Source organism: Microbacterium sp. W4I20 (assembly GCF_030816505.1).
In the GTDB taxonomy this organism is placed as follows: Bacteria; Actinomycetota; Actinomycetes; order Actinomycetales; family Microbacteriaceae; genus Microbacterium.
In genome coordinates, this window is the sequence record NZ_JAUSYB010000001.1 from 3,307,825 (window position 1) to 3,334,105 (window position 26,281).

The window sequence follows — 26,281 nt, forward strand, 5'->3', positions numbered from 1 at the left end:
CGATCCGCACCCATTGCCTGGAGGAACGTCATGACACCGAAACGCACCGCCGTCACCGCCGTCGTCGCCGTGACCGCACTCATCGCCGCCCTTGCCGGCTGCGCACCCGCCGGAGAAGGGGGAGGCGGAGGGGGTGAGCTGGTCGAGGGCGGAACGTTCACGACGATCCTCGGATCCGATCCCGGGAGTCTCGACCCGCAGCTGTCGGCGGGCAGCGCGCTGTTCGACATCAGCAAGCTCGCCTACGACACGCTCGTCAGCATCGATGCCAAGGGTGAGGTGCGCAGCCAGCTCGCCTCGGAATGGAACGTCGACGGCACCACCGCGACGCTGAAGATCAACGAGGGCATCACCTGCGGCGACGGCAGCGAGTTCACGGCGCAGACCGCCGCGGACAACCTGAACTGGATCTCGGATCCCGCCAACGAGAGCGGCTTCCTCGGCGCCTTCCTCCCGGTCGGCGTGACCAGCGTCGCCGAGGGCGACACCGTCACCATGACCCTCGCGAGCCCCGCGCCGTTCCTGCTGCTCGGCCTCGGCGGACTGCCGATGGTCTGCGGCAGCTCCCTCACCGAGCGCGACGGACTCGCCGCGGGCACCGACGGCACGGGCCCGTACGTGCTCACCGAAGCCGTGCCGAGCGACCACTACACGTACGAGCTCCGCGAGGACTACGCCTGGGGCCCCGGCGGCGCCACCGTGGACGAGAAGGGGATCCCGGCGAAGGTCAACGTGCGCGTGGTCGCCGACGGCACCACCGCGGCGAACCTTCTCCTCTCCGGCGAGGCGAACGCCGCCCAGCTCACCGGCCCCGACGCCGACCGGGCGATCAGCGCCGACCTGTTCACCCGCGAGGCCACGGCCATCGCCGGCGAGCAGTGGTACAACCACGCCGACGGACACCCGACCAGTGACCCCGCCGTCCGTCTGGCGCTCACGCAGGCCGTCGACCTCGACGAGCTCGCGAACGTGCTGACGGCCGGCAAGGGCGGGCGGGCCACGGCCCTCGCCGTCGTCGAGCCGACGGTCTGCTCCTACGATGCGATCGAGGGATCCCTCCCGGAGTTCGACGTGGATGCCGCCAACGCCACGCTCGACGAGGCCGGATGGGTGCGCGGCGCCGACGGCGTGCGCGAGAAGGACGGCACCCGCCTCAGCCTGACGTTCCTCTACGAGAACAGCCTCGGTGCGGCGGCCGCTGCCGCGGCTGAGCTCGCTCTCGCCGCCTGGGACGAGATCGGCGCCGAGGTCGAGGGCAAGCAGCAGGACGAGACGGCGCTGCTCGAGGCGACGTTCGGCACCGGCGCCTGGGACATCGGCTGGCTGACCCTGAGCGTGAACAGCCCCGACCAGGCGATCGGCTTCGTCAGCGGCACGGTTCCGCCCGAGGGGTCGAACTTCTCGGCCATCGAGAACGAGGAGTACACCGCCGCGGTCGCCGAGGCCTCGCTGATGGACGGCAGCGAAGGCTGCGACACCTGGAACGAGGCCGAGAGCGCGCTGTTCGCGGCCGCCGACATGGTGCCGTTCGCCAACGCGACGGTCTACATGTTCGGCAACGGCGCCGAGTTCGAATGGCTCGGAGTCATCGAGCCCACCAGCGTGCGGCTGGTCGGCTGAGCGCCGGCGCTGCAGGAGCCACGGATCGGATCGACGATATGACGACGCTGACGACGCGGATCGCGGAGGACGACAAGCGCCTCAGCGACCACCGCTGGCTGCGCTTCGCGATCCGCCGTGCCGGACGCCTGCTGGTCTCGCTGTGGATCCTGATCACGGCATCCTTCCTGATGATCCACCTGGTGCCAGGGGATCCGATCCGCTCCGCCCTCGGCCCGACGGCTCCGGCCGCCGTGGTCGAGGCGCGGCGCGAGTCGCTCGGACTCAACAACCCGATCTGGCAGCAGTACCTCGACTACATCCGCGGCGTGTTCAGCGGCGATCTCGGGATCTCGATCGGATCGCAGCTGCCGGTCGCCGACACGATCGCCCAGCGCCTGCCGGCCACTCTGCTCCTCGCCGTCCTGGCCTTCGTGGTCGCCGTGCTCATCGCGATCCCGGTCGGCATGGCGGTGGCGGTCGCCACGCAGCGCGGCCGGGCACGGGGGCTCGAGGTCGGCTTCAGCTCGACCAGCGTCGTGATCGGCTCGATCCCGGACTTCCTGCTCGCCGTCGCACTCGTCGCGGTGTTCGGCGTGCAGCTCGGATGGCTGCCGGTCGCGGGGCGGGAGGGTCCGCTGTCGTACATCCTCCCGGTGCTCGCGCTGGCCCTCGGGCCGGCCGCGATCCTCGCCCGCATCCTCCGCATCGAGGTGCTCTCGGTGCTCGAGACCGACTTCGTCCGCACGGCTCAGGCCAAGCGGCTCCGCACGCCGAGGATCAACCTGCGCCATGTGCTGCCCAATGCCGTCACGGCGACTCTCACCCTCGGCGGCCTGCTGCTCAGCGGCCTCGTCGCCGGAACCGTGCTGGTCGAGACCGTGTTCGCGTGGCCGGGCCTCGGCAGCACGATCGTGAGCTCGATCCAGTCGAAGGACTATCCGCTCGTGCAGGGCACCGTGCTCGTCTACGGCGTCGGTGTGCTGCTCGTGAACACCCTGGTCGACGCGGCGCTCGCCGTGCTCGACCCCCAGTCGACGGCGGCCGCAGCATGAGGCGCACACTCGCGGCGATGCTGCGCACCCCGCTCGGAGCGACCGCGCTCGCCCTGCTCGCACTCGTGGTCCTCACCGCGATCATCGCGCCGCTCCTCTGGGGCGCGCAGGCGGATGCCACGGACACCGGCGACCTGCTCGCCGGGCCCTCCGCCGAGCACCTGGTCGGCACCGACAACCTCGGCCGCGACCTGCTGCTCCGCACGATCGTCGCCACGAGGCTGTCGATCGTGCTGGCCCTGCTGGCCACGCTCGTCTCGGTGGTCGCCGGCCTCGTGCTCGGGGTCGCGCCGCTGCTGCTCGGCAGCTTCCTCGGGCGGGCGATGACCTGGTTCACCGGCATCGCCGTGGCCTTCCCGGGCCTCCTCCTCGCCCTGTTCTTCGCCGCGATCTTCGGCAGCACCGCCACCGCGGCCGTGTTCGCCCTCGGTCTCGCCGGCGCCCCCTCGTTCGCCCGGCTGTGCCAGAACCTCATCGCCGGCATCGAGGCGCGCGACTTCGTCTCGGCCGCGCGGGTCGGCGGCATCGGACGCTTCAAGGTGCTGTTCCGTCACGTGCTCCCGAACATCGGAGAGCCGCTCATCGTGAACGCGACGATCGGCGCCGGCGGGGCACTCCTCGCGTTCGCCGGGCTCTCGTTCCTCGGCCTCGGCGTGCAGCCGCCCGACTACGACTGGGGACGTCTGATGATGGACGGCCTTCGCGGCATCTACGCGAACCCGCTCGCCGCACTCGCACCCGGTCTCGCGGTGGTCGTCGCCGGTCTCGCTTTCAACCTCACCGGCGAATCGGCGGCCCGGAGCCTCGGCATCTCGGACGACGTGCTGCTGAGCAGTGTCGTGGGTCCGCGCCGGATGCGGCGGACGCTCGCCAAGCAGGCCGCTGCCGCGGACGCGACTCCCGCACCCGCCGGGGGACCCGTGCTCGAGGTCGAGGATCTGCGCGTCGACTTCGAGGCCGCCGGAGGGAAGATCGTGCACGCGGTGCGCGGCATCGACCTCACGGTGGCCGAGGGCGAGATCGTCGGGATCGTGGGCGAGTCCGGCTCGGGCAAGTCGATGACAGCCCTCGCCGTCGCCCAGCTGGTCTCGTCGCCCGGACGGGTCGAGGCATCCGCTCTCCGCTTCCTCGGCGTCGATCTGCGCACGGCGGGCAAGGCGAAGCTCCGCCGCCTGCTCGGCACCTCGATGGCGATGGTCTTCCAGGACCCGATGTCGTCGTTCAACCCGACCATGCGCATGGGCGACCAGCTCGCCGAGGTCGCGACCGAGCACGCGGGGCTGAGTCGTCGCGAGGCGCTGGCGCGCGCCACCGACCGCCTCGCCGCGGTGCGGATCAGCGCTCCGAAGCGCCGGGTGCGGCAGTATCCGTACGAGTTCTCCGGCGGGATGCGTCAGCGAGCCATGATCGGGATGGGCCTGATGGTCTCGCCGAAGCTGATCATCGCCGACGAGCCGACGACCGCCCTCGATGTGACGGTGCAGGCGCAGGTGCTCGATCTGCTGCGTGCCATCCGCGACGAGGAGGGCACGTCGATCCTCTTCATCAGCCACGACATCTCCGTCGTCGCCGAACTCTGCGACCGGGTGCTGGTGATGCGCTCCGGCGAGATCGTCGAAGAGCTCCAGGCCACCGACCTGTCGTCGGCTCGGCATCCGTACACCCGCGCGCTGCTCGCTGCGGTGCCGCACATGGGCACCGACCTCGACCGCCCGCTGGCGACGCTCGCCACGGTCGCGGCGGAGGAGGAGCGCGTGGCCGATCCGGCCCCGACGACGGCGAACGATCACGATGCGCAGGAGGTGGGGAGCAGATGAGTGAACTCCGCTTCGAGGAGGTCTCGGTGCGCTACGGCGTCGGACGAGGCGCCATGACGGCGGTCGACCGGGTGTCGCTCGTCGTGCCCGACGGCGGAGTCACCGGCGTGGTCGGAGAGTCCGGCTCGGGCAAGTCGACCCTCGCGCGGGCCGCCGTCGGTCTCGTGCCGCTGCACGGCGGGCGCATCCTGCTCGACGGGGCGCCCATCCCGCGTCGCGGTCCCCGCCCGCTGCAGATGGTGTTCCAGGACCCGTACTCGTCGCTCGACCCGCGGATGCCGGTGGGCGCGAGCATCGCCGAGATGATGCCGTCGGGCATGACCCGCCGTGCCCGCGATGCCGAGGCCGCACGGCTGCTGGAGCTCGTGCACCTGGATCCGGCGCAGGCGGGCTCGCGTCCGTCGCGCTTCTCGGGCGGCCAGCGCCAGCGGATCGCGATCGCCCGCGCGCTCGCCGGTCGGCCGCGGGTGCTGATCGCCGACGAGATCACCTCGGCGCTCGACGTGCTCATCCAGGGCGCGATCCTCAACCTGCTGCGCGAGCTGCAGACCGAGCTCGGCTTCTCGATGCTGTTCATCTCGCACAACCTCGCCGTGGTCCGCTACGTCGCCTCGCAGATGGCCGTGATGCGCGACGGCCGGGTCGTCGAGCAGGGGCCGACGGGCGCGGTGCTCGAGGACCCGCAGGATTCCTACACCCGAGAGCTGCTCGCGGCGATTCCGAGTCCGATCCAGTACACGCCCTGACCCGACGACAGACCACACGACCGACCAGATCCCCGGCGCCACGAGCGCCACAACCGAAGGAGTCCCCGTGACCCGCAGGATGAGTATCGACGATGCCCTCGCGCTGACCGTTCCGAGCCAGCCCACGCTGTCGCCGTCGGGCGACCGGGTGGTCTACGTGCTCGGCGGCACGGATGTCGCGGCCGACAAGAGCACCAGCGCGCTGTGGATCGCCGAAGACGGCGACACCCGCGCACTGACGCACGGCACCGCCGACTCGAGCCCGGTGTTCTCGCCGGACGGCACCCAGATCGCGTTCCTGCGCGACGGACAGCTCTGGACCCTTCCGCTCGCGGGCGGCGAGCCGCAGCAGCGCACCACCCTCCCGCTCGGCGCCGGTGCTCCGGTGTGGAGCCCCGACGGCGCGCAGATCGCGTTCACGGCAGCCGTCGTGCCGCCGTCGGCTCCCTCCGCTCCGACGGATGCCGAGGAGACCGAGGAGCAGCGCGCGAAGCGCGAGCAGGCGCCGATCGTCACCGCCGGCATCGACTACCTCGCCGACGGCGCCTGGTTCACCCGCGGCGTCAGCGCGCAGCTGCACGTCGTGAGCCTGGCGGACGGCCGGGTGCGCCGCCTCACCGACGGTGTCGCGGGTGTCGGCAGTCCCGCCTGGTCGCCGGACGGCACGACCCTCACCTACGTCGCGCGGCCCGAGGGCATCGACGACCTCGACTTCCGATCCGCTGTGCATGCGCTCGACCCGGCCGATCCCGCCGCCCGTCCGCGCGTGCTCGCCTTCGCCGAGGGCTATGCCGGCATCGTCTCGTTCGCCCCCGACGGCGAGTCCCTGCTGGTGGTCGGCTGGACCGGCGACCCCGACGCCCACACGGGGCTCTTCCGCGTCGACCTCGCCTCGGGCGAAGTGGCGGATCTCGCCGGCGCGCTCGACCGCAACGTGATGCCCGGAGCACCCGCCTATCCCGGAGCCCTGCCGCAGGTGACGGCATCCGGCGACGTGCTGTTCGCGATCCGCGACCGCGGCGCCACCCACCTCTACGCCGTGCCGCTCGACGGCGGCACGCCGCGCCACGTGCACGGCGGCACCGACGAGGTCGTCAGCGGTCTCTCGGTCGCCGGCGATGTCGCGGCCGTCGCGATGTCGACGCCGACGTCGTTCGGCGAGATCCTGCGCCTCGACCTCTCGGCCGGCGACGCCACCACGCTCACCGCGCACGGTGCGGCACCCGAGGGTGTCGAGCTCTTCGTGCGGGAGAGCCGCGAGTTCACGATCAGCGACGGCACCGTCGTGCAGGCCTGGATCGTGCGCGACCCGTCTGTCGACGGACCGACGCCGCTGCTGGTCGACATCCACGGTGGGCCGCACAACGCCTGGAACGGCGCGGTCGACGAGATGCACGTCTACCACCAGCAGCTGGCCGCCGACGGCTGGACGATCGTCATGATCAACCCGCGCGGCAGTGACGGCTACGGCGAGGAGTTCTGGAAGGGCGTCAACGGCGCCTGGGGCGTCGACGACGCGAAGGACTTCCTCGAGCCGGTCGACGAGCTGGTCGCCGAGGGAACGGCGGATGCCGCGCGCCTCGCGGTCGCCGGCTACAGCTACGGCGGCTACATGAGCGCCTACCTCACCGGGCACGACGACCGCTTCGCCGCGGCCGTCACCGGCGGGATCGTGGCCGACCTGTTCAGCATGGGCGGCTCCAGCGACGACGCGCACCTGCTCAGCCTGTTCGAGGTCGGCATCATGCCCTGGCAGTCCGAGGGGCGCGAGCGGCTGGCCGCCATGTCGCCGTACACGTACGTCGAGAACGTGAAGACCCCGACCCTCGTGCTGCACGGCGAGAAGGACCTGCGCTGCCCCGTGCACCAGGCGCAGCAGTGGCACTACGCCCTGCGCGAGCGCGAGGTCCCCACCGAGCTCGTGATCTACCCGGGTGGCAGTCACGTGTTCCCGCTGCTGGGCGCACCGAGCCACCGCGTCGACTACGCCCGCCGCATCGTCGAGTGGGTCGAGCGCTTCGCCGGCAGCACCCGGGGCGCCCGGCCGGCCGCGATCGACGCCGCGCACTGGCAGCACCGGCTCGACACGCTGGCGGCACTGCACGGGGTTCCGGGTGCGCAGCTCGGCATCCTCCGCTACGACGCCGACGGTCGCGACGACGTCGTGACGGTGGCGACCGGCGCCCTGAACCGCAACCTCCCGGAGGCCTCGGGCACGGTGCTGGCCGACTCGGTCTTCCAGATCGGCTCGATCTCGAAGGTCTGGACGGCGACCGCGATCATGCGGCTCGTCGAGCAGGGCGCCTTCACGCTCGAGACGCCGGTGCACGAGATCCTGCCCGGCGTGCGCCTCGTGAACGACGAGCTCACCGCCGGCGTCACCGTGCGGCACCTGCTCACGCACACCAGCGGCATCGACGGCGACGTGTTCACCGACACCGGCCGCGGCGACGACACCCTCGAGAAGTACACCGCGCTGCTCGCCGAGACCGGACAGAATCACCCGCTCGGGGCAACGTGGTCGTACTGCAACTCGGGCTTCTCGCTGCTCGGGCGCCTCATCGAGCAGGCCACCGGAAAGGTCTGGGACGAGGCGATGCGCGAGCTCGTGTTCACGCCCCTCGGCCTCACCCACACGGTCACCCTGCCCGAGGAGGCGATCCTGCACTCCGCGGCCGTCGGTCACGTCGACGTCGGCGAGGAGTCGGTCATCGCCCCGGTCTGGGCGCTGCCGCGCTCGTTGGGACCGGCCGGCCTCATCACCGCCCGCGCCGAGGACGTGCTCGCCTTCGCGCGACTGCACCTCGCGGGCGGCGTCGCCGCCGACGGCACCCGTCTGCTCAGCGAGGCCACCGTCGACGAGATGCAGGCCTTCCAGGCCGAGGTGCCCGACAAGCACGTGCTCGGCGACTCGTGGGGGCTGGGCTGGATCCGCTTCGACTGGAACGGCGAGCGGCTCTACGGTCACGACGGCAACACGATCGGTCAGGCGGCGTTCCTCCGGATCCACGCGGAGTCGGGCGTCGCGGTGACGCTGCTCACGAACGGCGGGCACACCCGCGACCTCTACCAGGACCTCTACCGCGAGATCTTCGCCGAGCTGTCGGACGTGCGGATGCAGGACTCGGTGCAGCCGCCGGCCGAGCCGGTCGACGTCGACATCACGCCCTACCTCGGCACGTACGAGCGGGCATCCGTCCGCGCGGAGGTGCTCATCGGCGAGGACGGACCGCTGCTCCGCACGACCGTGCTGGGCCCGCTCGCCGAACTCGAGCCCGACCCGGTCGACGAGTACCCGCTCACCCCGTTCAGCGACGGCGTCTTCGCGCTGCGCGCCCCCGGCACACAGACCTGGATGACGGCGTTCGCTGCCGACCGGCGAGGAGTACCTGCACTTCGGGGCACGGGCCACGCCGAAGGTGTCGTCCGAGACCCCGAAGGTGTCGACCGACGCATGACTCCCTCCTCGCAGCTCACCGCCGATCCGCTGACGGAGACGGCGATCCTCGCCAGCATCCGTCGGCTGATCGAGTGCGAGTCGCCGTCCGACGACCTCGCGGCCGTGGTGCGATCGGCAGACGTGGTCGCCGAGATCGGCGCCGAGCTGCTCGGGGTCGCTCCGGAGCGCATCGTCGTCGACGGGACCACGCACCTGCGGTGGCGCTTCGGCGCGGCCACGCGGGTGCTGCTGCTCGCCCATCACGACACGGTGTGGCCGTTCGGCACGCTCGAGCGGCTGCCGTTCGGGGTCGTCGACGGGGTGCTGCGCGGGCCCGGCGGCTTCGACATGAAGACGGGGCTCGCGATGTGCCTGCACGCGATCGCCGCGCTCGACGACCGCGACGGTGTGACGCTGCTCGTGACCGGCGACGAGGAGACCGGGTCGATCCGCTCGCGTGCTCTGATCGAGGAGACCGCGACCGGGGCATCCGCCGCGCTGGTGCCCGAGGCGTCGGCCGACGGCGGCGCGTGGAAGGCGGCCCGCAAGGGTGTGTCGATGTACGACGTCGAGGTGCACGGGAAGGCAGCGCACGCGGGCCTGGAGCCGGAGAAGGGCGTCAACGCCACGGTCGCGCTCGCGCACCTGGTGCTGACCGTGGCCGGGCTCGGCGACGCCGAGGCCGACACGAGTGCGACTCCCACGCTCGCCGGGTCAGGCTCGACCAGCAACACGGTCCCCGCCGAGGCCCGGCTGCGCATCGACGTGCGCGCCTGGTCGAGCGCCGAGCTCGAGCGCGTGGACCAGGCGCTCCGCGCGTATGTCTCACCCGTGCCCGGTGCGCGGATCACGGTGCACGGCGGCATCAACCGGCCGCCGCTCGCATCGGAGATGTCGCAAGGACTCGTCGAACTCGCCCGTGCGCTCGGCGTACGACACGGCCTGGGGGACGTGCAGGCGGTGGCCGTCGGCGGGGGCAGTGACGGCAACTTCACCGCAGGCGCGGGGGTGCCCACCCTCGACGGAATGGGGGCCGTCGGGGGCGGGGCGCACGCCGAAGACGAACACGTGATCGTGGCGGAGATCGTTCCGCGCACACGACTGCTGGCCGACATGGCGGCGGAGATATCGAGAACGGACGGGCCATGGCTCAATTGACGCGCGACGACGCGATCGTCCCCGCGGCGCAGCACGATGCGGAACGGGCAGCCGCGGCATCCGGGGTGATCATCCGCGAGCTGTCGGCGGTGGCCGAGCATGCCGATGCCATCGAGCTGCTCTCGACGATCTGGCAGCGTTCGCCGGAGAACCCCGTGGTGCCTCCGGAACTGATGCGCGCCCTCAGCAAGGCGGGCAACTACATCGGCGGCGCCTTCTCCGGTGACGAGCTGGTCGGGGTCGCGATCGCCTTCCACGCCGATCCCGGACGGCACGCGCTGTACAGCCACATCGCCGGGATCTCGGCCGCGCACGCCGGACACTCGGTCGGCTTCGCCCTCAAGCAGCATCAGCGCGCGTGGGCGCTGAGCCGCGGCATCGGCGCGATCGAGTGGACCTTCGACCCGCTGGTCGCGCGCAACGCGCACTTCAACATCACCAAGCTCGGCGCCTGCCCGCAGGAGTACCTCTCGGACTTCTACGGGCCGATGGCCGACGGGGTGAACACCGACGACGAGACCGATCGCCTGCTCATCCGCTGGGAGCTGGGCGACCCGGGCGTCGCGTTCCGGGCCGGCGGCACGCCGCCGCCCCCCTTCGAGCGGATGCCGGGCGATCTCGCCGTCGCGATCCCCGCCGACATCGAGCGGATCCGCCGCGAGGACCGCTCCGAGGCGCAGCGCTGGCGGTTCCGCGTGCGCGAACAGCTCACCGGCGCGCTCGAGGACGGCGGCCGCATCGTCGGGTTCGACCGCGGCGAGGGGTACATCATCCGACCGAAGGAGGAGACGTCGTGAAGATCGACGGGATCGAACTGCGACGGGTGGCGATGCCGCTGGTGTCGCCGTTCCGCACATCGTTCGGCACGCAGACCGCGAAGGACATCCTGCTGGTGCGGGCCGTGGTCGACGGGGTCGAGGGGTGGGGCGAGTGCGTGACGCTGCCGGACCCGGTCTACTCGCCCGAGTACACCGACGGCGCGGCCGACATGCTGCGCCGGTTCATCGTGCCCGCGTTGACCGGGGTCGAACTGTCGGGCGCGCACATGATCGGCGAGCTCTTGAAGCCCTTCAAGGGGCATCGGATGGCGAAGGCCGCGATCGAGACCGCGGTGCTCGACGCCGAGCTGCGCATCGAGGGGCGGTCGTTCGCGCGGGAGCTCGGCGCCGTGCACGACACCGTGCCGTGCGGGGTGTCGGTCGGCATCATGGACGAGATCCCGCGGCTGCTCGACGCCGTCGACGGCTACCTCTCCGAGGGCTACGTGCGCATCAAGCTCAAGATCGAGCCCGGCTGGGACATCGACGTCGTGCGCGCCGTACGCGAGCGCTTCGGCGACGACGTGCTGCTGCAGGTCGACGCGAACACCGCGTACACGCTGCGCGACGCCCAGCACCTCGCGCGCCTCGACGCGTTCGACCTGTTGCTGATCGAGCAGCCCTTGGAGGAGGAGGACATCCTCGGCCACGCCGACCTCGCCAAGATGCTGCGCACCCCGATCTGCCTCGACGAGTCGATCACCTCGGCGCAGACCGCCGCCGCGGCGATCCGCCTCGGCGCCACCAGCGTCATCAACATCAAGCCCGGCAGGGTCGGCGGATACCTCGAGGCGCGACGCATCCACGACCTCGCCGTCGCACAGGGCGTACCCGTCTGGTGCGGCGGGATGGTCGAGTCCGGCCTCGGTCGCGCGGCCAACGTCGCGCTCGCCGCTCTTCCCGGCTTCGTGCTTCCGGGAGACGTGTCGGCCAGCGACAGGTTCTACCGCGTCGACCTCACCGAGCCGTTCGTCATGCACGAGGGCACCCTGGCCGTGCCGCAGGGCCCGGGTCTCGGCGTCGCGCCGATCCCCGAGATCCTCGACGAGCTGACGACCTCGACCGAGTGGCTGCCGATGTGACGGCATCCGATATACCGGCCGCCGGAGGGACATTAGGCTCGCCCCTATGAGCCCGCTGTCGCGATCGAGCTGGGGACGCGTCTTCGACGACCTCGGCGTGACGCTGCTCGAAGTCGCCCACGGCCGCATCCTGGTCGATCAGCAGATCGGCGGGGTGGTCATCCACGACCCCGTGGACGAGCCGATGTATCCGCAGAACGCCGTGGTGCTCGCGGTGGCCGTGCAGGACGCGCACGCCCTGGCCACACTCGTCTCCACCGCGGGTGAGCGCGGGGCCGTCGCGGTGGTCGTCCGTGCCTCGACCGAACTGCCGGATGCCGTGCGCAACGCCTCCGACCGCGCGGGCGTCGCGATCCTCAACCTCGCGCGCGGCGCGACCTGGACCCAGCTCGCGGCCCTGTTGCGCTCGCTGCTCGCCGAGGACGACGTCGGGCAGACGCCGGCCGAGTCGCTCGGCGGGGTGTCGTCCGGCGATCTGTTCGCGGTGGCCAACGCGATCGCCGCCCTGCTCGACGCGCCGGTCACCATCGAGGACCGATCATCGCGCGTGCTCGCGTTCTCGGGCGGGCAGGAGCAGGCGGACCCGTCGCGGGTGGAGACCATCATCGGCCGACAGGTGCCCGATCGCTACGCGCGCGTTCTCACCGAGATGGGCGTCTTCCGCGACCTGTACCGCGGCGATGCCCCGGTCGTGGTCGATCCGGTGCGGCTCGGCGAGGGCGTCTCCACGCAACGCATCGCGATCGCCGTGCGCGCCGGCGACGAGGTGCTCGGCTCGATCTGGGCCGCGATGGACGGCCCCCTCACCGCGGAGCGCACGGCCACGCTCCGCGACGCGACCAAGCTCGTCGCGCTGCACCTGCTGCGGATCCGCGCCGGCGCCGATGCGCAACGCAGCCTGCGCGCCGAGCTGGTGAGCCGCGCCGTGAACGGGGGAGCCGACGCGCAGGACGCCCTGGGCCGACTCGGCCTCAGCGGCCGCCGGGTGTGGGTGACCGCCGCCGCCCTGGCTCCGCGCGACGCCGACGGGACGGAGCACGACTCGATCGCGGAGCGCGAACGCCTCACCGACGCGCTGGCGCTGCATCTGTCGGCCGTGCAGCAGGGCGCCGCCGTCGCGCTCGTCGGAGACACCGTCTACGGCATCCTCCCGGTGGGTGATGCCGCCGCCGAGGACCGATCCGTGCGGCTCGCCGAGGACTTCCTGCAGCGCGTCGGCGAGCGCATCCCCGCGCTCATCGGGGTCGGACGTCCCGCCGCGACCGTCGCCGAGATTGCCCGCTCCCGCGCCGAGGCGCACCGCGCGCTGCGGGTCGTGACCGAGCGCGCCGCCGACCGACCCGGCGCCGAGCCCCGGGTCGCCCGGATCGGCGACGTCGAGACCGAATCGCTGCTGCTCGACCTGCGCGACCTGCGCAGCTCCCGGGGAGACGTCGCGTCGGGCGTGCTCGCCCGCCTCATCGAGTACGACGACCGCAACGATGCCCACCTGGTCGACACCCTGACCGCGTGGCTCGACCGGTTCGGCGACGTGACCTCCGCCGCGGCGGCATGCTTCGTGCATCCGAATACCTTCCGATACCGGCTGCGCCGCGTGTCCGAGGTGGGCGGCGTGGACCTCGACGATCCGGATGCGCGGTTCGCGGCGATGCTGGAGATCCGGACGCTCCCCGCGCGCTGATCGCCCGGCCTGCACGGCGGGGCAGGTCTCGACGGGGCAGAATGAACGGGTGACTCAGACGATCGCCCTGGAGATGGCCGTGCAGGATGCTGCGGGAGTCCGCGTCGCCGCGGAGATCGGCGCCGCGCGCGTCGAGCTCGCGACCGCCCTCGCGCTCGGAGGTCTCACCCCGTCGCAGGCGACTCTCGAACTCGCCGTCGAGACCGCGGGCGCGGACGGCCCGGAGGTGCATGTGCTGATCCGCCCGCGCGGCGGCGGGTTCCACTTCACCGCCGACGAGCTCGCCGTCTCGGAGCGCGACGTGCGCCGGGCGATCGAGGCCGGGGCCGCCGGTGTGGTGATCGGTGCGCTCGATGCCGACGGCACCCTCGACCTCGACGCGACGGCGCGCCTGCGCGATGCCGCCGGCGGAGCATCCGTCACCCTTCATCGTGCGATCGACGTGACAGCCGACCCCGTCGCGACCCTCCGCGCGGCTCGCGTGCTCGGCCTCCACCGCGTGCTCACCTCGGGCGGAGCATCCGCCGCGATCGACGGGATCGACACCCTCCGGGCGCTCGTGGCCGCCGCCGAGGGCGAGATCGAGATCATGGCCGGCAGCGGGGTGGATGCGGCGAGCGCACCGGCGCTCGCCGCGGTCGGCGTCGACGCCCTGCACTTCTCCGCGAAGCGCACCGTGCACGAGACCGGCGGAGTGCGGATGGGCTCGGCGTCCGAGGGCGTCGGCGGCTACGAGGTGACCGACCGCGACATCGCGCTCGGGATCTGCGCGGCGCTCGGGCGGTGGCGGGCGCAGAGCCGTTCGTGAGCAGAGCCGTCGATCAGCAGAGTCGTTCGTGAGCAGAGTCGCTAGGCTCGCTCCGTGACGGATACCCGAGAGTTCATCGATGCCCACGGCATCGCCATCGTCTACGACGTCCACCCCGCCACCGCGACGCCGCGCGGAGTCGTGCAGCTGCTGCACGGGGTCGGCGAGCACGCCGGCCGGTACGGTGCGCTCATCGCGGCGCTCACCGCGGCGGGCTTCACCGTCTACGCCGACGACCACCGCGGGCACGGCCGCACCGGCATCCGCCAGCACGACGGACCCGCCGGGCTCGGGCGTCTCGGCAAGGGCGGACTCCGTGCGGCCGAAGATGCGATCTGGCAGCTGACCGGCATCATCCGCGACGAGAATCCCGACCTGCCGCTCGTGCTGTTCGGCCACTCCTGGGGATCGTTCCTGGCCCAGAAGCTCGTCAACCACCACCCGGAGGCCTGGGATGCCGTCATCCTCTCCGGCTCCGCGCTGCTGACGCCCACGACCCTCAACGCCGCCCCGCTCAACGCGCGGTGGGCGAAGGCTGAGGGCGCGACCGGGCTGGAGTGGCTCAGCCGCGACTCCGCCGTCTGGTCGGCGTTCGGCGACGATCCGCTCACCACCGATGTCCCGCTGTTGAAGCTGTTCGGGCCGATCGAGGCGGCGAAGCTCTACGGGCGCCCCGCGAAGGACCTCGCCGCGAAGGTCGGGCACGACATCCCGATGCTGCTGCTCGTCGGCCGCGACGATCCGGTGGGCGGGCCGCGCAGCGTGCACAAGCTCGCCGACGAGTACCGCACCCGCTCCGGCCTGACCGACGTGACGACGCTGGTCTACCCGGATGCTCGGCACGAGATCTTCAACGAGCTGCAGCAGGACGAGGTGCGCGCCGATCTGCTGGCCTGGCTCGATCGGCGCATCGCGACGCGCGACGAAGGCTGACCCCTCCCACCTCTCTTTCGAATCGCGCAACTGGGTCCTATTTCGCCGGTTCATCCCCCAGTTGCGCGATTCGAACGGTCTGGGTGACTTCGAGTCGCTGCGTGACGCACGGTGAAGATGCGTGACGTCATGTGGGCGGCCGCCGCCGACTGAGCTCTACATTCGGACCAGTATTCCGCGGGAACGCGAGAGGGCGGTCGGATGAGCTTCGTCAGCGAATGGCGCGATTGGCATGCGGCGCGGGAGCGGCTCGCCGGCTCGGAGTACGGGCCATCGGCCCTCGAGTCGACGAACTGGCTCATCGAGATGCCGGCCGCGGTCGACGGCATCCCGGGTCTCTGGGCCCTCACCGGCGACGGCGGCATCCGCGGGAGCGATCTCGGACAGGCGGGCCGCACGGTCACGCTACGGGGTGCCGAGACCGTGCGGCTCGGGCGGCGCGAGCTGCGCGTGTTCGACCGGCACGGGACCCTGGCGCTGCGTGTGCTCAACCCGGCCCGGCCGCAGCGGGAGTGGTTCACCGCGATCGACGCCTATGCTCCCGACGAGCGGTGGCGCCTGCCGGCGCGGTTCGAGCCGACCCCCGACGAGCGGATCGTCATCACCTCGGTCGACGGGGAGGAGCGGGAGTCCCCGGTCGCCGGCCGCCTGCACTTCGAACTCGCCGGCACGCCGCAGACGCTGACGGTGACGCGGAGCGCGCAGGGGGCGCTGAGCGCGGTGTTCGCCGACGGGACCAACGGGCTCGAGACGTACCGGTTCCGGTTCCTCCCGATCGAGGAACCCGCCGAGGACGGCTCCGCGGTCGTCGACTTCAACCGGGCCTACCTGCCGCCGTGCGCCTTCTCCGACCAGTTCGTCTGCCCGCTCCCGCCGCTCGGCAACCGGTACTCGACGCCGATCCGCGCCGGGGAGCGCGTCGTGGTGCTCGGGGGCTGAACCGGCCGTCACCCCGACTCGGGCCCGCGTCATGGCCGCCGCCCACCGGGGCGCTCCGCGCCTTAAGCTGGGATCGTGCACGGAGAATACAAGGTCCCAGGCGGAAAGCTCGTCGTGGTCGACCTCGACGTCGACGACAACCGCATCGCCCGCTTCCGCCTCGCCGGGGACTTCTTCCTCGAGCCCGACTCGGCGCTGGACGACATCAACGCGGCGGTGAACGGGCTGCCGGTGGAGTCCGACTCGACGGCCATCGCGGCTGCCGTGCGCGCTGCGCTCCCCGAGGGCGCGCAGCTGCTCGGCTTCACGCCCGAGTCCGTGGGCACCGCTGTGCGCCGCGCGCTGGTGACGGCCCCGGGCTGGCGCGACTTCGACTGGGAGATCGTGCACGACAAGGCCGTCTCGCCGCAGATGAACCTCGCGCTCGACGAGGTGCTCACCTCTCGCGTCGGCGAAGGACGTCGTCGGCCGACGCTCCGCATCTGGGAGTGGGACGGCTCCGCGGTCGTCATCGGCTCGTTCCAGTCGTACCGCAACGAGGTCGACCCCGAGGGTGCCGCCCGGCACGGCTTCGACGTCGTGCGCCGTATCTCCGGCGGTGGCGCGATGCTCATCCCCGCGGGGCAGATCATCACGTACTCGCTGTACGTGCCGGCATCCCTCGTCGCGGGCATGACGTTCGCGGACTCCTACGCGTTCCTCGACGACTGGGTGCTGCAGGCCCTGCGCTCGGTCGGCATCGACGCGGTGTACCGGCCGCTCAACGACATCGCGAGCCCGACCGGCAAGATCGGCGGAGCCGCGCAGAAGCGCCTCGCCAACGGCGGAGTGCTGCACCACGCGTCGCTGTCGTACGACCTCGACGGGCAGGTCATGACCGAGGTGCTGCGCATCGGTCGCGAGAAGCTGAGCGACAAGGGCACGACGTCGGCGGCCAAGCGCGTCGATCCGCTGCGGAGCCAGACCGGCCTCACGCGCGAGGAGATCATCGAGCGCTTCATCGAGACCTTCCGTTCGCTGACCGATGCCGAGACGGGCACGATCGCGCCGGACGAGTACGCCGATGCCGAAGCCCTGGTGGAGTCGAAGTTCGCCACCGAGGCGTGGCTGCACCGCGTGCCGTGACCGAGCCTTCGACGGGCTCAGAGACCCCGGTGCCGAAGGGCGCCGTCGAGATCATCGAGGGCGACAACCTCGACGTCGCCGCACGCTTGCCCGCAGGATCGTTCACCCTCGTGTACCTGGATCCGCCCTTCAACACCGGGCGGGCGCAGGAGCGGCAGGTCGTGACCGCGCGGCGGACGTTCACAATTCAGTCAGAATCTGCGGAAGCGGCGGTCGAAGGGCTCTCGGGGGCCGATCCTGTTCCGGTCGTGCTGAATTCTGAACAGCCTCCCGCGGAGACCGAGATCCGCCACGGCTTCCACGGGCACGAGTACGAGCGGGTGCGCGGCATGCTGCGCACCTACGACGACCGCTTCGACGACTACGGCGCGTTCCTCATGCCCCGGCTCGAGGAGGCCTGGCGGCTGCTCGCCGACGACGGCACCCTCTACCTGCACCTCGACTACCGCGAGGCGCACTACGCCAAGGTCATGCTCGACGCGGTCTTCGGCCGCGACTGCTTCCTCAACGAGCTGATCTGGGCCTATGACTACGGCGCGAAGTCGCGCCGCCGCTGGCCCACCAAGCACGACACGATCCTGGTGTACGTGAAGAATCCGCGGGAGTACGTCTTCAACTCCGACGAGGTCGACCGCGAGCCCTACATGGCGCCGGGCCTCGTCACGGCCGAGAAGGCCGCGCGCGGCAAGCTGCCCACCGACGTCTGGTGGCACACGATCGTGCCGACGACCGGGCGCGAGAAGACCGGGTATCCGACGCAGAAGCCCGAGGGCATCCTCCGCCGGATCGTGACGGCCTCGAGCCGCCCCGGCGACCGCGTGCTCGACCTGTTCGCGGGCAGCGGCACGACCGGGGCAGTCGCCTCGGCTCTCGGACGCGACGCCGTGCTGGTCGACGACAATCCCGCGGCGATCCGCGTGATGACCGAGCGGATGCCGCACGCCGAGGTGCGCGCGGCACTCTGAAGCCCGCGGTGGTGGCTCAGGTCAGCTCGCTCTTCAGGCGATGTAGACCTTGCGCAGTGTCTCGCTGACCGTCCAGACGGTGCGCATGCCCTCGGCCAGCCGGACGACAGAGCCGGGGCCGACCTCGAGCGACGGCAGCGCGGGCTCGTCGAAGGCGATCGTGGCGCGACCCGCCAGCACCACGAACACCTCGTCGGCCTCGACATCGGATGCGGTGCCGGGAGTCATCTCCCAGACGCCGACCTCGACCCCGGCGAGAGTCGAGAGTGGCACCGATGCCGTCGTCGGAGCGCCGGCGATGACCTCCTCCGCCGGCAGCGCCTCGTGCGTGAGAGCGAGCGAAGCGGCATCCGTTCCTGTCCCGGCATCCAGGTCGCTCACGAGTCGAAGCCCATGCCGACGGCATCCAACGTCTTGAGGAACAGGTTGCGCTTGCCCTCGTTGTGATCCGCCCGGTCCATCGCGGCGCGAACGAGGTTGACGCCGATCGAGGCCGCGGGCTCGGGCGGGAAGGGGATCGGCTTCTCTCGCACCATCCGCAGCTGGGTGCGCTCGGTCTCCTCGCCCGACAGCTTGTCGAGCATGACGTCGGCGGCGAAGCGCGCGGCCCCGACGCCGAGACCCGTGAAGCCCGTGGCGTAGGCGACCCGCCCGCGCCGCGCCGTGCCGAAGAAGGCGCAGAACCGGCTCGACGAGTCGATCGCGCCGGCCCAGCGGTGCGTGAACTTCAGGCCCTCCAGCTGCGGGAACGTCGTGAAGAAATGCGAGGCGAGCTTGCGGTGGCTCTCCATCCGGTCCTCGTACTCGGGGCGCACCTTGCCGCCGTAGTGGTAGACCGCGTCGTAGCCGCCGAACAGGATGCGGTTGTCGGCGGTGAGCCGGTAATAGTGGAACTGGTTCGCACTGTCGGCGAGGCCCTGCCGGTTCGACCAGCCGATGTCCGCCAGCTGCGCGGCCGAGAGCGGCTCGGTCATCAGCACGTAGTCGTACACCGGGACGGTCATCAGGCGGTTGCGCTTCAGCAGCGAGGGGAAGACGTTGGTGCCGAGAGCGACAGCATCCGCCGTCACCCGTCCCTGAGCCGTCACCAGTGTGATCGGGCCGGAGCCGTCGCCCTCGACCCGCTTGACCAGGCTGTGCTCGAAGATCTCGACGCCCAGTTCGGCGGCGACGCGGGCCAGTTCGAGGCCGAGCTTGGCGGGGTGCACCATCGCGCAGGCCTCCCGCTCCCAGGATCCGGCGAGGAACGTGGGGGAGTGCACCTCGGCCTGCACGGCGTCCTGATCGAGGAATCCCGGCTCGTCGCGGTACCACTCGACCTGGTGCGGCTCGACGGCGACGGCCAGCTGCCCGGTGCGCTCGAAGTCGGTCTTCATGTCGTAGTAGGCGATCGTCGACTCGATGCCGTCGAGGTTCTCGAGCCCCAGCTCCTCGAGGCGGTCGATCTCCTCCGGCCAGCGGGTCAGGCCGTTCTCGTGGCCGTGCGTGAGACTCGCCTCGCAGAAGCCGCCGTTGCGACCGGATGCCGCCCACGCGACGCGGGACGCCTCCAGCAGCACGACCCGGCGCTCGGGGTCGCGCTCCTTCGCGCGGAGGGCCGTCCACAGTCCGGTGTACCCGCCGCCGACGATGACCAGGTCGGCGGTCACGTGGTCGGTGAGCGTCGGATGCACGGGGCGCTCCACGTCGTCGAGCCAGAACACTCCGAGGGTCGTGTCGCGCAGCGACCCGTCGACGGCGACGGGGGCGGGGAGGCGGCGTTCGAAGACGGTAGTTCCCATGGTGTTCTCCGTGGTGTCCGTTGATCTCGCGGTGGATGAGGGGGTAGGGGTGCCGCGCGTCAGCGCGTGCCCCAGTTGTAGAGGTCTTTGTAGAGGCCGGCGTAGAGCAGGCTCTCGGTCTGCGCGACGCCGGGGATGGTGCGGATGCGGGTGGCGATGAGGTCGATGAGGTGCTCGTCGTCTTCGCAGACGGCTTCGACGAGGATGTCGAACGTGCCGAGCGTCACGACGACGTAGGCGAGCTCGGTGATCTTCGTGAGCTCCTCGGCGATCTCGCGCGGGTCGCCCGAGACGCGGATGCCGATCATCGACATCCGGTGGAACCCGAGCTGCATCGGGTCGGTCACGGCGACGATCTGGATGATGCCCGCCTCGGTCATGCGCTGGACGCGCTGCCGGGCGGCCGCCTCGCTGAGCCCCACCTCGCGACCGATCTCGGCGTACGGGCGGCGGCCGTCCTCCTGGAGGAGTTCGACGATCCGCTTGGAGATGTCGTCCAGTGCCGGCTGGGCGGGCTTCGTGCTCATGGGTCGATATTGTCAGGAGCAACGGCGGCACGCAACTGAATCCGTCGTCCCAGCCATCTTGATCTTCCGATTTCGTGGTCGTGTCGTTACGATGACGCCATGTCCTCTGATCTGCTCAAGACCTCAGCGCCGCTGCAGAACTTCATCGGCGGGCGCTTCGTGTCCGCGAACGGCAAGGAGCGGATGTCGCTCGTCGACCCGGTCACCGAGGAGACCTACGGCGAGATCCCGCTGTCGGATGCCGCCGATGTCGATGCGGCCTATGCCGCAGCATCCGCCGCCTTCCCGGCCTGGCGCGACACGACTCCCGCCGATCGCCAGCTCGCGCTCTTCCGCATCGCCGATGAGATGGCGGCGCGGGCCGAGGAGTTCGCCGACCTCGAGTCGCAGGACACGGGTAAGCCGCGCGCGACGCTCGTGGCCGACGAGATCATGCAATCGGTCGACCAGCTGCGGTTCTTCGCCGGAGCGGCCCGCAGCCTCGAGGGTCGGGCCGCGGGGGAGTACCTCGCCGGGCACACGTCCTTCGTGCGGCGGGAGCCGGTCGGTGTGATCGGGCAGGTGACGCCGTGGAACTATCCGCTCAACATGGCGGTGTGGAAGATCGCGCCCGCGCTCGCCGCCGGCAACACCGTGGTGCTGAAGCCCGCCGAGTCGACGCCGCTCACCACGCTGCTGCTGGCCGAGATCGTCGCGCTGCACACCCCGGTCGGTGTGTTGAACGTCGTGCTGGGTGCGCGCGACACAGGGGTCGCGCTGGTGGAGCATCCGACACCGCAGATGGTGGCCATCACGGGTTCGGTGCGCGCGGGGATGGCGGTGGCGCGGTCCGCGGCGAACGACGTCAAGCGGGTGCACCTCGAGCTCGGCGGCAAGGCGCCGGCGATCGTGTTCCCCGACGCATCGGTCGAGAAGGCGGCGGCGGGCATCGTGAACGCCGCGTTCTTCAACGCCGGACAGGACTGCACCGCGGCGACCCGGGTGCTCGTGCACTCGTCGATCCATGACGAGGTCGTCGCGGCGCTGGTCGCGCGGACTCGGTCCGACGCTCGTACCGGAGGACCGGCCGAGGAGGGCGTGCTCTACGGCCCGCTGTCGAGCGCCGCGCAGCTGGAGCAGGTGTCGGGGTTCGTGGAGCGACTCCCGGCGCACGCGACGATCGAGACCGGCGGGCGGCGGCAGGGCGAGCGCGGCTACTTCTTCGAGGCGACGATCGTCTCGGGGCTGCGTCAGGACGACGAGGCCGTGCAGGGAGAGATCTTCGGACCGGTGCTGACCGTGCAGAGCTTCGAATCGGATGCCGAGGCGCTGGCGATGGCGAACGACGTGCCGTATGCCCTGGCATCCTCGGTCTGGACGGCCGACCACGCGCGAGCGATGCGGTTCTCGCGCCACCTCGACTTCGGCTGCGTGTGGATCAACACGCACATCCCGTTCGTGTCGGACATGCCGCACGGCGGGTTCAAGCACTCGGGGTACGGCAAGGACCTCTCGCAGTACGGCTTCGACGACTACACGCGCATCAAGCACGTGATGACGGCGCTCGACTGACGCGGGGGTGCCCGGGACTTTCCGGTGACTGACCGAGGGAGCGAAGCGACCGAGACGAAATGCGCCGTCAGAGCGTGAGCTGCTTCACGCGGCGGTGCTCCTGCAGTGTGAGCCCCGGGCGCTCCTCGACCTTCGTCGCGCCGTCGAGCTCCCAACCCTGGCGCGCGTAGAACGCGTCCGCGCGGTCGTTTCCGTCGAGCACCCAGAGGTATGCGCGGGTGTGGCCGGCTTCGGCGATCCGCTTCTCCGCGGCAGTGAGGAGGGCGTGACCGACGCCGGTCGACCACGCCTCGGGATCGGCGTAGATGCCGTAGACCTCGCCATCGGCCGCGCCGTCGTCGTCGCGGCCTGATCCGAAGGAGGCCCAGCCGAGGATCTGCCCGTCGCGCACGGCGACGTGGATGCCGAGCCCGGTGGGCAGCGGCTCGGCGATGAAGCGGCGCCAGTTGGCGGCGCGTTCCGGGATCGAGAGGGCGTCGAGGACCGAGGACCTCTTGGGCGATGAGGCCGCGGTACGCCGCCTGCCAGGAGCGCACGTGGATCGAGGCGACCGCGTCGGCATCGTCGACTCGGCCGTCGCGCACTTCGAGAGGGGCTGTCATCGAGCCAGCCTAGTGAGGGCGCGGGAGTGTGTGCGAGTTATGTTTCGCCGTGTTCTGTGCAGGGAAGGTCGCGGATTCAGGAGTATCGGAATATTGCTCTGAACTGCGGATTATCGGGTCTTAATGTCGGTGGCCCTCCGTTGAATAGAGGTATGAACAGCACCGCGGGCATCTTCGATCAGGTCGTCTCCGACCTGCGTGAGGTGTTGCGTGCGGACTCGATTCGGCTGTCGACGGATGCCGAGAAGATGGACCTTCTGCGGGCCGCGGGCGAGGCGCAGCGGCTGGTCGATGCGCTGGTGGTGGAGACGGTCGCATCGACGCGCGCGGAGTTCCCCCGCGGGTTCGGATGCGTGTCGATGAACGAGCTGCTGCAGCGGGTGCTGCGCGCCGATGCCGCGGGTGCCGGGCGCGTGGTGCGGGCGGCGAAGATCGTGCACAGGGACACGGAGTTGACCTCGGGGGCACCGCTGCCCGCCTGGTGGCCGCAGATGTGCGAGGCGCTGCTCGACGGGGTCGTCGGCATCGCGGGGCTGCTGGCGGCGACGGGGCTGATCGATCAGGCCGGGAGGCGGATCAGCCCGGAGGACCGGCTGCAGGCGGATGCCGCGTTGGCCGCCTATGCGCGCGGCGTTGTCGACGAGGACGAGACTGCAGTAGCGGACGTGGATGCCGGTGTCGATGACGATGCCGGTGTCGATGACGATGGCGATGCAGACGTCAGTGATGACCGCGATGCCGCGCCGCCGGCGACGCCGGAGGATCTGCGGTTCCGGGCGCAGCTGATCCTGGCGTACCTCGACCCCGACGGCGCGAAGCCCGCCGAGGATGTCGCCATGCGCACGCGCGGGGTGACTCTCGGACGGGAGAAGGACGGTGTGATCCCGATCCGGGGCCACCTGCTTCCGGAACTCGCAGGGCAGATGAAGGCCGGGTGGGACGCCTATCTGAATCCGAAGGTGGACGGTCCGCCGATGCCGGGGGTGGCGTTCCGCCCCACGGAGGAATGCGAAGGATCGGGTTCGCAAGCTGCGTCGGCGGATGGCGAGCCGGGAGATGATTCGTCTCTGCCGAGCGGTGACTCGAGCGGCATGGTCGACACCCGCACGCGGGCCCAGAAGCAGCACGACGCGCTCGCCGCGATGCTCGGCATCGCCGCCCGACACGACGAGATGCCCCGGCTCGGCGGCGCTGCTCCCACCCTGCTCGTGACCGTCACCGCCGAGGACTATGCGACCGGGCGCGGCTGGGCGCATGTCGCCGGCGTCGACACTCCGGTCTCGGTGGGCGTCGCGCGGCACGCGGCCTGCGGCGGCTCGGTGCAGCGGGTGCTGTTCGATCCCGAGGGCCGCATCATCGGCATCGGCGCGACCGATCGGATCTTCACCGTCCACCAACGCCGCGCCATCATGCAGCGCGACCGGGAGTGCCTGATCCCCGGGTGTCACGTACCTGCGTCGTGGTGTGAGATCCATCACGTGACCGAGCACGCGAGGGGCGGCCCGACCCACACCGACAACGGCGTCACCCTGTGCTGGCACCACCATCGCACCCTCGACGATTCGGGGTGGGAGATCCGCATGCAGAACGGCATCCCACAGGTGCGCGGCCCCGGCTGGTGGGATCCGCACCGACGCTGGCGTACGCCGGGGCACATCCTCGCCAGCGTCCGCCGCAGGGCGGGATGAGCGGCCGCGCAGCATTAGCGTCAGGCGCGGCGCTCGTCACGGTCTTGTGTGTCTACGGCGTGAGCGACGTGATCCACGGGTGTCCTGGGTGCGCTGTCCCCAACGCGGCCCGAAGCCAGCGAGCAGCTCCCGCGTCCAGCAGAGGGCTCGCAGTCTCGAAGTCCTCCTGATCCTGCGGGCGCAGACCGGGAGCCTTGTGCAGCAGCTGAATCTCCGGCCGCAGATACCGCACGCCTTCGTGTTCCCGGAGGACGCGGCTGAAGGGGAGGGTGATCCTCGGATCGCGCTTGTACGTCCAGAGTTCCTCCGTGGCATCCATGAGGATGACGTCGTACTCCCACGGATCCGCACCGCTCCTGCGCAACCACAGATTGCTGCACGTCGGCGAGATCGTCGGGTCTTCACCGACCAACGGCGTCAACGTGCCCCGGTCTGCGGCCCAGAGGTCCCACTCGTCCTCGAGATGATCGAGCAGAGCTGCCGCGTCCACACGCGGGATGCTGGGGTCGATGTCGCCGTGCGGGCGGGAACGGCCGGTGAAGGCTTCGATCGCCCAACCGCCCGCGATCCACCAGCGGTCGGCATAACCGGTGAACAGATCGACGACGTCTCCGGGTTTGCGCGGACGCCAAGGACCGTAGAGACGGACGATCTCGTCATGATCCATGAAAGACACCGTACGTTCCACAGCACCGGCACTGCCAGAAGTCGTGACTCCTCCGGCCATCGACGGGTGCAACCCGATGTGGCATAGTGGGCGGGACGCCGACCCAGGGATGACATGTCGAGACCACTCGCGGGGCCCCAGAGCCTGCTTCGCACACTCAACGGCCGGGCGATCCTCGAGGCTCTCGCACGCAGCGGCCCGCAGACCCGCACCGAACTCATGTCCGCCACCGGGCTCTCCCGCACCGCCGTGACACAGGTGCTCCGCATGCTCGACAGCGCGGGAGCCGTTGCCCCGGCAGGCGTCGACCGAGACACGCGAGGCCCCGCCGCCGGCCGGGTCGGACTGCACCCGCGCCTCGGGTTCGCCGCCGCCGTGCACGTCGATCACCACGCCGCCCACGTCGTGCTCGTCGACGCCACCGGAACCGTGCGCGCGGAACAGCACGCCGCCTTCCCGGGGGCCGGTGGCACAGGCGCGAACGGCGGAACCGCGGGAACCGGCGACCGCGTCGAGCACATCGCCGCGCTCATCGACAGCTGCCTCCGCGCACTGAGAGGTCCGCTGCGTGTCGCTGTCATCGGAGTCCCCGGCATCGTCACCGCCGAGGGCGGCATCCGCGACGACCTCGGCCCCGACGGCGGCGCCTTCCGCACCGCCCTCTCCGACGCACTCGGATGCGCCGTCCGGGTGGAGAACGACGTCAACCTCGCAGCCCTCGCCGAACTCACGGCCGGAGCGGGCGGCGACCTCGCCAGCTTCGCGCTCCTGCACCTCGACGACGGGCTCGGAGCCGGCATCGTGCTGGACGGCACCCTGCATCGCGGATTCTCCGGAGTCGCCGGAGAAGTCGCGTACCTTCCGCAGACACCGCTCCCGATCGGCGCGCCGATCGTGAACGACGCGGTCGTCGGCGATCTGGCGCTCGGCCTCGGGCTCGACGTCGACGCCCCGCTCATCGACCACCTCACGGCAGCGGCCGGTGGCGACGCAGCAGCCCAGGAGCTCGTCGCCGAAGTCGGCCGGCGCATCGTGCTCATCGCCGGCAGCGTGGGGCTGGTGCTCGACCCGGAAGCCTTCATCCTCGGCGGCGACGCCGTGCACCCACTGCTCGTCGAAGCCATCGAGCGCGTCGCGGCCGAGTACGCCGCCCAGCTCCCGCTCCGGTTCCTCGTCTCGTCGTTCGGGCCGGAGGCGCCCCTCGTCGGTGCCGTGGGGGAGGCGGCATCCGGTCTTCGCGCCGTGCTGTTCACCAGCATCCTCAGCCCTCTGACGAAGCCCACCCGCTGACCTCCGAAAG

General features: G+C 71.0%; 21 protein-coding genes. 16 read left to right on the top strand and 5 right to left on the bottom strand.

The genetic code is table 11. From position 1 onward, the window contains the following. Positions 1–30: 30 nt before the first annotated feature. The 13 genes from QFZ21_RS16040 to QFZ21_RS16100 all read left to right on the top strand — a co-directional run bounded on the left by QFZ21_RS16040 (position 31) and on the right by QFZ21_RS16100 (position 18,165). The gene (locus QFZ21_RS16040) at positions 31–1,620 is read left to right on the top strand and encodes an ABC transporter substrate-binding protein (RefSeq protein WP_307379554.1); all 1,590 of its coding nucleotides are present in this window, start codon (positions 31–33) and stop codon (positions 1,618–1,620) included. Positions 1,621–1,658: 38 nt separating this feature from the next. Then, positions 1,659–2,654: an ABC transporter permease gene (locus QFZ21_RS16045; protein ID WP_307379557.1), complete on the top strand. Its 996-nt coding sequence runs from the start codon at positions 1,659–1,661 to the stop codon at positions 2,652–2,654. Further along, positions 2,651–4,471: a dipeptide/oligopeptide/nickel ABC transporter permease/ATP-binding protein gene (locus tag QFZ21_RS16050; protein WP_307379560.1), complete on the top strand. Its 1,821-nt coding sequence runs from the start codon at positions 2,651–2,653 to the stop codon at positions 4,469–4,471. Before QFZ21_RS16045 ends, QFZ21_RS16050 begins: the two co-directional genes overlap by 4 nt. After that, the gene (locus tag QFZ21_RS16055; protein WP_307379561.1) at positions 4,468–5,217 is read left to right on the top strand and encodes an ABC transporter ATP-binding protein; all 750 of its coding nucleotides are present in this window, start codon (positions 4,468–4,470) and stop codon (positions 5,215–5,217) included. The genes QFZ21_RS16050 and QFZ21_RS16055 overlap by 4 nt, the downstream gene beginning before the upstream one ends. A gap of 67 nt (positions 5,218–5,284) precedes the next feature. Then, positions 5,285–9,814, top strand: a complete 4,530-nt coding sequence (locus tag QFZ21_RS16060; protein WP_307379563.1) for a M20/M25/M40 family metallo-hydrolase — start codon at positions 5,285–5,287, stop codon at positions 9,812–9,814. Continuing rightward, complete coding sequence (locus QFZ21_RS16065; RefSeq protein ID WP_307379565.1) at positions 9,802–10,611, top strand: GNAT family N-acetyltransferase; 810 nt, start codon at positions 9,802–9,804, stop codon at positions 10,609–10,611. The genes QFZ21_RS16060 and QFZ21_RS16065 overlap by 13 nt, the downstream gene beginning before the upstream one ends. Further along, positions 10,608–11,714 (top strand): o-succinylbenzoate synthase, encoded by a 1,107-nt coding sequence (gene menC, locus QFZ21_RS16070; RefSeq protein ID WP_307379568.1) that lies wholly within the window; start codon positions 10,608–10,610, stop codon positions 11,712–11,714. The genes QFZ21_RS16065 and menC overlap by 4 nt, the downstream gene beginning before the upstream one ends. A gap of 46 nt (positions 11,715–11,760) precedes the next feature. Continuing rightward, on the top strand, positions 11,761–13,395 hold the full coding sequence (locus QFZ21_RS16075; protein ID WP_307379570.1) for a CdaR family transcriptional regulator: 1,635 nt from the start codon (positions 11,761–11,763) through the stop codon (positions 13,393–13,395). A gap of 49 nt (positions 13,396–13,444) precedes the next feature. Further along, the gene (locus QFZ21_RS16080) at positions 13,445–14,203 is read left to right on the top strand and encodes a copper homeostasis protein CutC (RefSeq protein ID WP_307379572.1); all 759 of its coding nucleotides are present in this window, start codon (positions 13,445–13,447) and stop codon (positions 14,201–14,203) included. A gap of 54 nt (positions 14,204–14,257) precedes the next feature. Continuing rightward, complete coding sequence (locus tag QFZ21_RS16085; protein WP_307379573.1) at positions 14,258–15,136, top strand: alpha/beta fold hydrolase; 879 nt, start codon at positions 14,258–14,260, stop codon at positions 15,134–15,136. Positions 15,137–15,337: 201 nt separating this feature from the next. Further along, a complete protein-coding gene (locus QFZ21_RS16090; RefSeq protein ID WP_307379575.1) occupies positions 15,338–16,075 on the top strand; it encodes a DUF1684 domain-containing protein in 738 nt (245 codons plus the stop codon). A gap of 75 nt (positions 16,076–16,150) precedes the next feature. Next, complete coding sequence (locus QFZ21_RS16095; RefSeq protein ID WP_307379576.1) at positions 16,151–17,200, top strand: biotin/lipoate A/B protein ligase family protein; 1,050 nt, start codon at positions 16,151–16,153, stop codon at positions 17,198–17,200. Beyond that, positions 17,197–18,165 (top strand): site-specific DNA-methyltransferase, encoded by a 969-nt coding sequence (locus tag QFZ21_RS16100; RefSeq protein ID WP_373426049.1) that lies wholly within the window; start codon positions 17,197–17,199, stop codon positions 18,163–18,165. The genes QFZ21_RS16095 and QFZ21_RS16100 overlap by 4 nt, the downstream gene beginning before the upstream one ends. 33 nt (positions 18,166–18,198) lie before the next feature. Here QFZ21_RS16100 and QFZ21_RS16105 read toward each other — a convergent pair whose 3' ends face one another. From QFZ21_RS16105 to QFZ21_RS16115, 3 genes are read right to left on the bottom strand one after another with little or no spacing between them, the layout of a single operon-like run. Further along, entirely contained in the window at positions 18,199–18,546 is a 348-nt protein-coding gene (locus QFZ21_RS16105; RefSeq protein ID WP_307379578.1) for a cupin domain-containing protein, read from the bottom strand. Next, a complete protein-coding gene (locus tag QFZ21_RS16110; RefSeq protein WP_307379580.1) occupies positions 18,543–19,946 on the bottom strand; it encodes an FAD-binding oxidoreductase in 1,404 nt (467 codons plus the stop codon). Before QFZ21_RS16110 ends, QFZ21_RS16105 begins: the two co-directional genes overlap by 4 nt. 59 nt (positions 19,947–20,005) lie before the next feature. Next, positions 20,006–20,473, bottom strand: coding sequence for an Lrp/AsnC family transcriptional regulator (locus QFZ21_RS16115; RefSeq protein WP_307379582.1), 468 nt, complete (start codon positions 20,471–20,473; stop codon positions 20,006–20,008). Positions 20,474–20,572: 99 nt separating this feature from the next. On the opposite strand from QFZ21_RS16115, the gene QFZ21_RS16120 reads away from it, so the two are divergent. Beyond that, the gene (locus QFZ21_RS16120) at positions 20,573–22,024 is read left to right on the top strand and encodes a gamma-aminobutyraldehyde dehydrogenase (protein ID WP_307379584.1); all 1,452 of its coding nucleotides are present in this window, start codon (positions 20,573–20,575) and stop codon (positions 22,022–22,024) included. A gap of 67 nt (positions 22,025–22,091) precedes the next feature. On the opposite strand, the gene QFZ21_RS16125 is transcribed toward QFZ21_RS16120, so the two are convergent. Continuing rightward, positions 22,092–22,586 (bottom strand): GNAT family N-acetyltransferase, encoded by a 495-nt coding sequence (locus QFZ21_RS16125; RefSeq protein ID WP_307379586.1) that lies wholly within the window; start codon positions 22,584–22,586, stop codon positions 22,092–22,094. A gap of 192 nt (positions 22,587–22,778) precedes the next feature. Here QFZ21_RS16125 and QFZ21_RS16130 point away from each other — a divergent pair, with 192 nt between their 5' ends. Next, positions 22,779–24,314, top strand: a complete 1,536-nt coding sequence (locus tag QFZ21_RS16130) for an HNH endonuclease signature motif containing protein (protein ID WP_307379588.1) — start codon at positions 22,779–22,781, stop codon at positions 24,312–24,314. Positions 24,315–24,366: 52 nt separating this feature from the next. On the opposite strand, the gene QFZ21_RS16135 is transcribed toward QFZ21_RS16130, so the two are convergent. After that, positions 24,367–24,981: a nucleotidyltransferase domain-containing protein gene (locus QFZ21_RS16135; RefSeq protein WP_307379590.1), complete on the bottom strand. Its 615-nt coding sequence runs from the start codon at positions 24,979–24,981 to the stop codon at positions 24,367–24,369. A gap of 114 nt (positions 24,982–25,095) precedes the next feature. Here QFZ21_RS16135 and QFZ21_RS16140 point away from each other — a divergent pair, with 114 nt between their 5' ends. Beyond that, on the top strand, positions 25,096–26,271 hold the full coding sequence (locus tag QFZ21_RS16140) for an ROK family transcriptional regulator (protein WP_307379592.1): 1,176 nt from the start codon (positions 25,096–25,098) through the stop codon (positions 26,269–26,271). Positions 26,272–26,281: the final 10 nt, after the last annotated feature.

What these genes read in the sequence shown, in the direction of transcription:
- QFZ21_RS16040 (WP_307379554.1), top strand. Translation starts at nt 31, where the DNA reads ATGACACCGAAACGCACCGCCGTCACCGCCGTCGTCGCCGTGACCGCA.
- QFZ21_RS16045 (WP_307379557.1), top strand. Translation starts at nt 1,659, where the DNA reads ATGACGACGCTGACGACGCGGATCGCGGAGGACGACAAGCGCCTCAGC.
- QFZ21_RS16050 (WP_307379560.1), top strand. Translation starts at nt 2,651, where the DNA reads ATGAGGCGCACACTCGCGGCGATGCTGCGCACCCCGCTCGGAGCGACC.
- QFZ21_RS16055 (WP_307379561.1), top strand. Translation starts at nt 4,468, where the DNA reads ATGAGTGAACTCCGCTTCGAGGAGGTCTCGGTGCGCTACGGCGTCGGA.
- QFZ21_RS16065 (WP_307379565.1), top strand. Translation starts at nt 9,802, where the DNA reads ATGGCTCAATTGACGCGCGACGACGCGATCGTCCCCGCGGCGCAGCAC.
- QFZ21_RS16075 (WP_307379570.1), top strand. Translation starts at nt 11,761, where the DNA reads ATGAGCCCGCTGTCGCGATCGAGCTGGGGACGCGTCTTCGACGACCTC.
- QFZ21_RS16090 (WP_307379575.1), top strand. Translation starts at nt 15,338, where the DNA reads ATGAGCTTCGTCAGCGAATGGCGCGATTGGCATGCGGCGCGGGAGCGG.
- QFZ21_RS16110 (WP_307379580.1), bottom strand. Translation starts at nt 19,946, where the DNA reads ATGGGAACTACCGTCTTCGAACGCCGCCTCCCCGCCCCCGTCGCCGTC.
- QFZ21_RS16115 (WP_307379582.1), bottom strand. Translation starts at nt 20,473, where the DNA reads ATGAGCACGAAGCCCGCCCAGCCGGCACTGGACGACATCTCCAAGCGG.
- QFZ21_RS16120 (WP_307379584.1), top strand. Translation starts at nt 20,573, where the DNA reads ATGTCCTCTGATCTGCTCAAGACCTCAGCGCCGCTGCAGAACTTCATC.
- QFZ21_RS16125 (WP_307379586.1), bottom strand. Translation starts at nt 22,586, where the DNA reads ATGCCGACGCGGTCGCCTCGATCCACGTGCGCTCCTGGCAGGCGGCGT.
- QFZ21_RS16130 (WP_307379588.1), top strand. Translation starts at nt 22,779, where the DNA reads ATGAACAGCACCGCGGGCATCTTCGATCAGGTCGTCTCCGACCTGCGT.
- QFZ21_RS16135 (WP_307379590.1), bottom strand. Translation starts at nt 24,981, where the DNA reads ATGGATCATGACGAGATCGTCCGTCTCTACGGTCCTTGGCGTCCGCGC.
- QFZ21_RS16140 (WP_307379592.1), top strand. Translation starts at nt 25,096, where the DNA reads ATGTCGAGACCACTCGCGGGGCCCCAGAGCCTGCTTCGCACACTCAAC.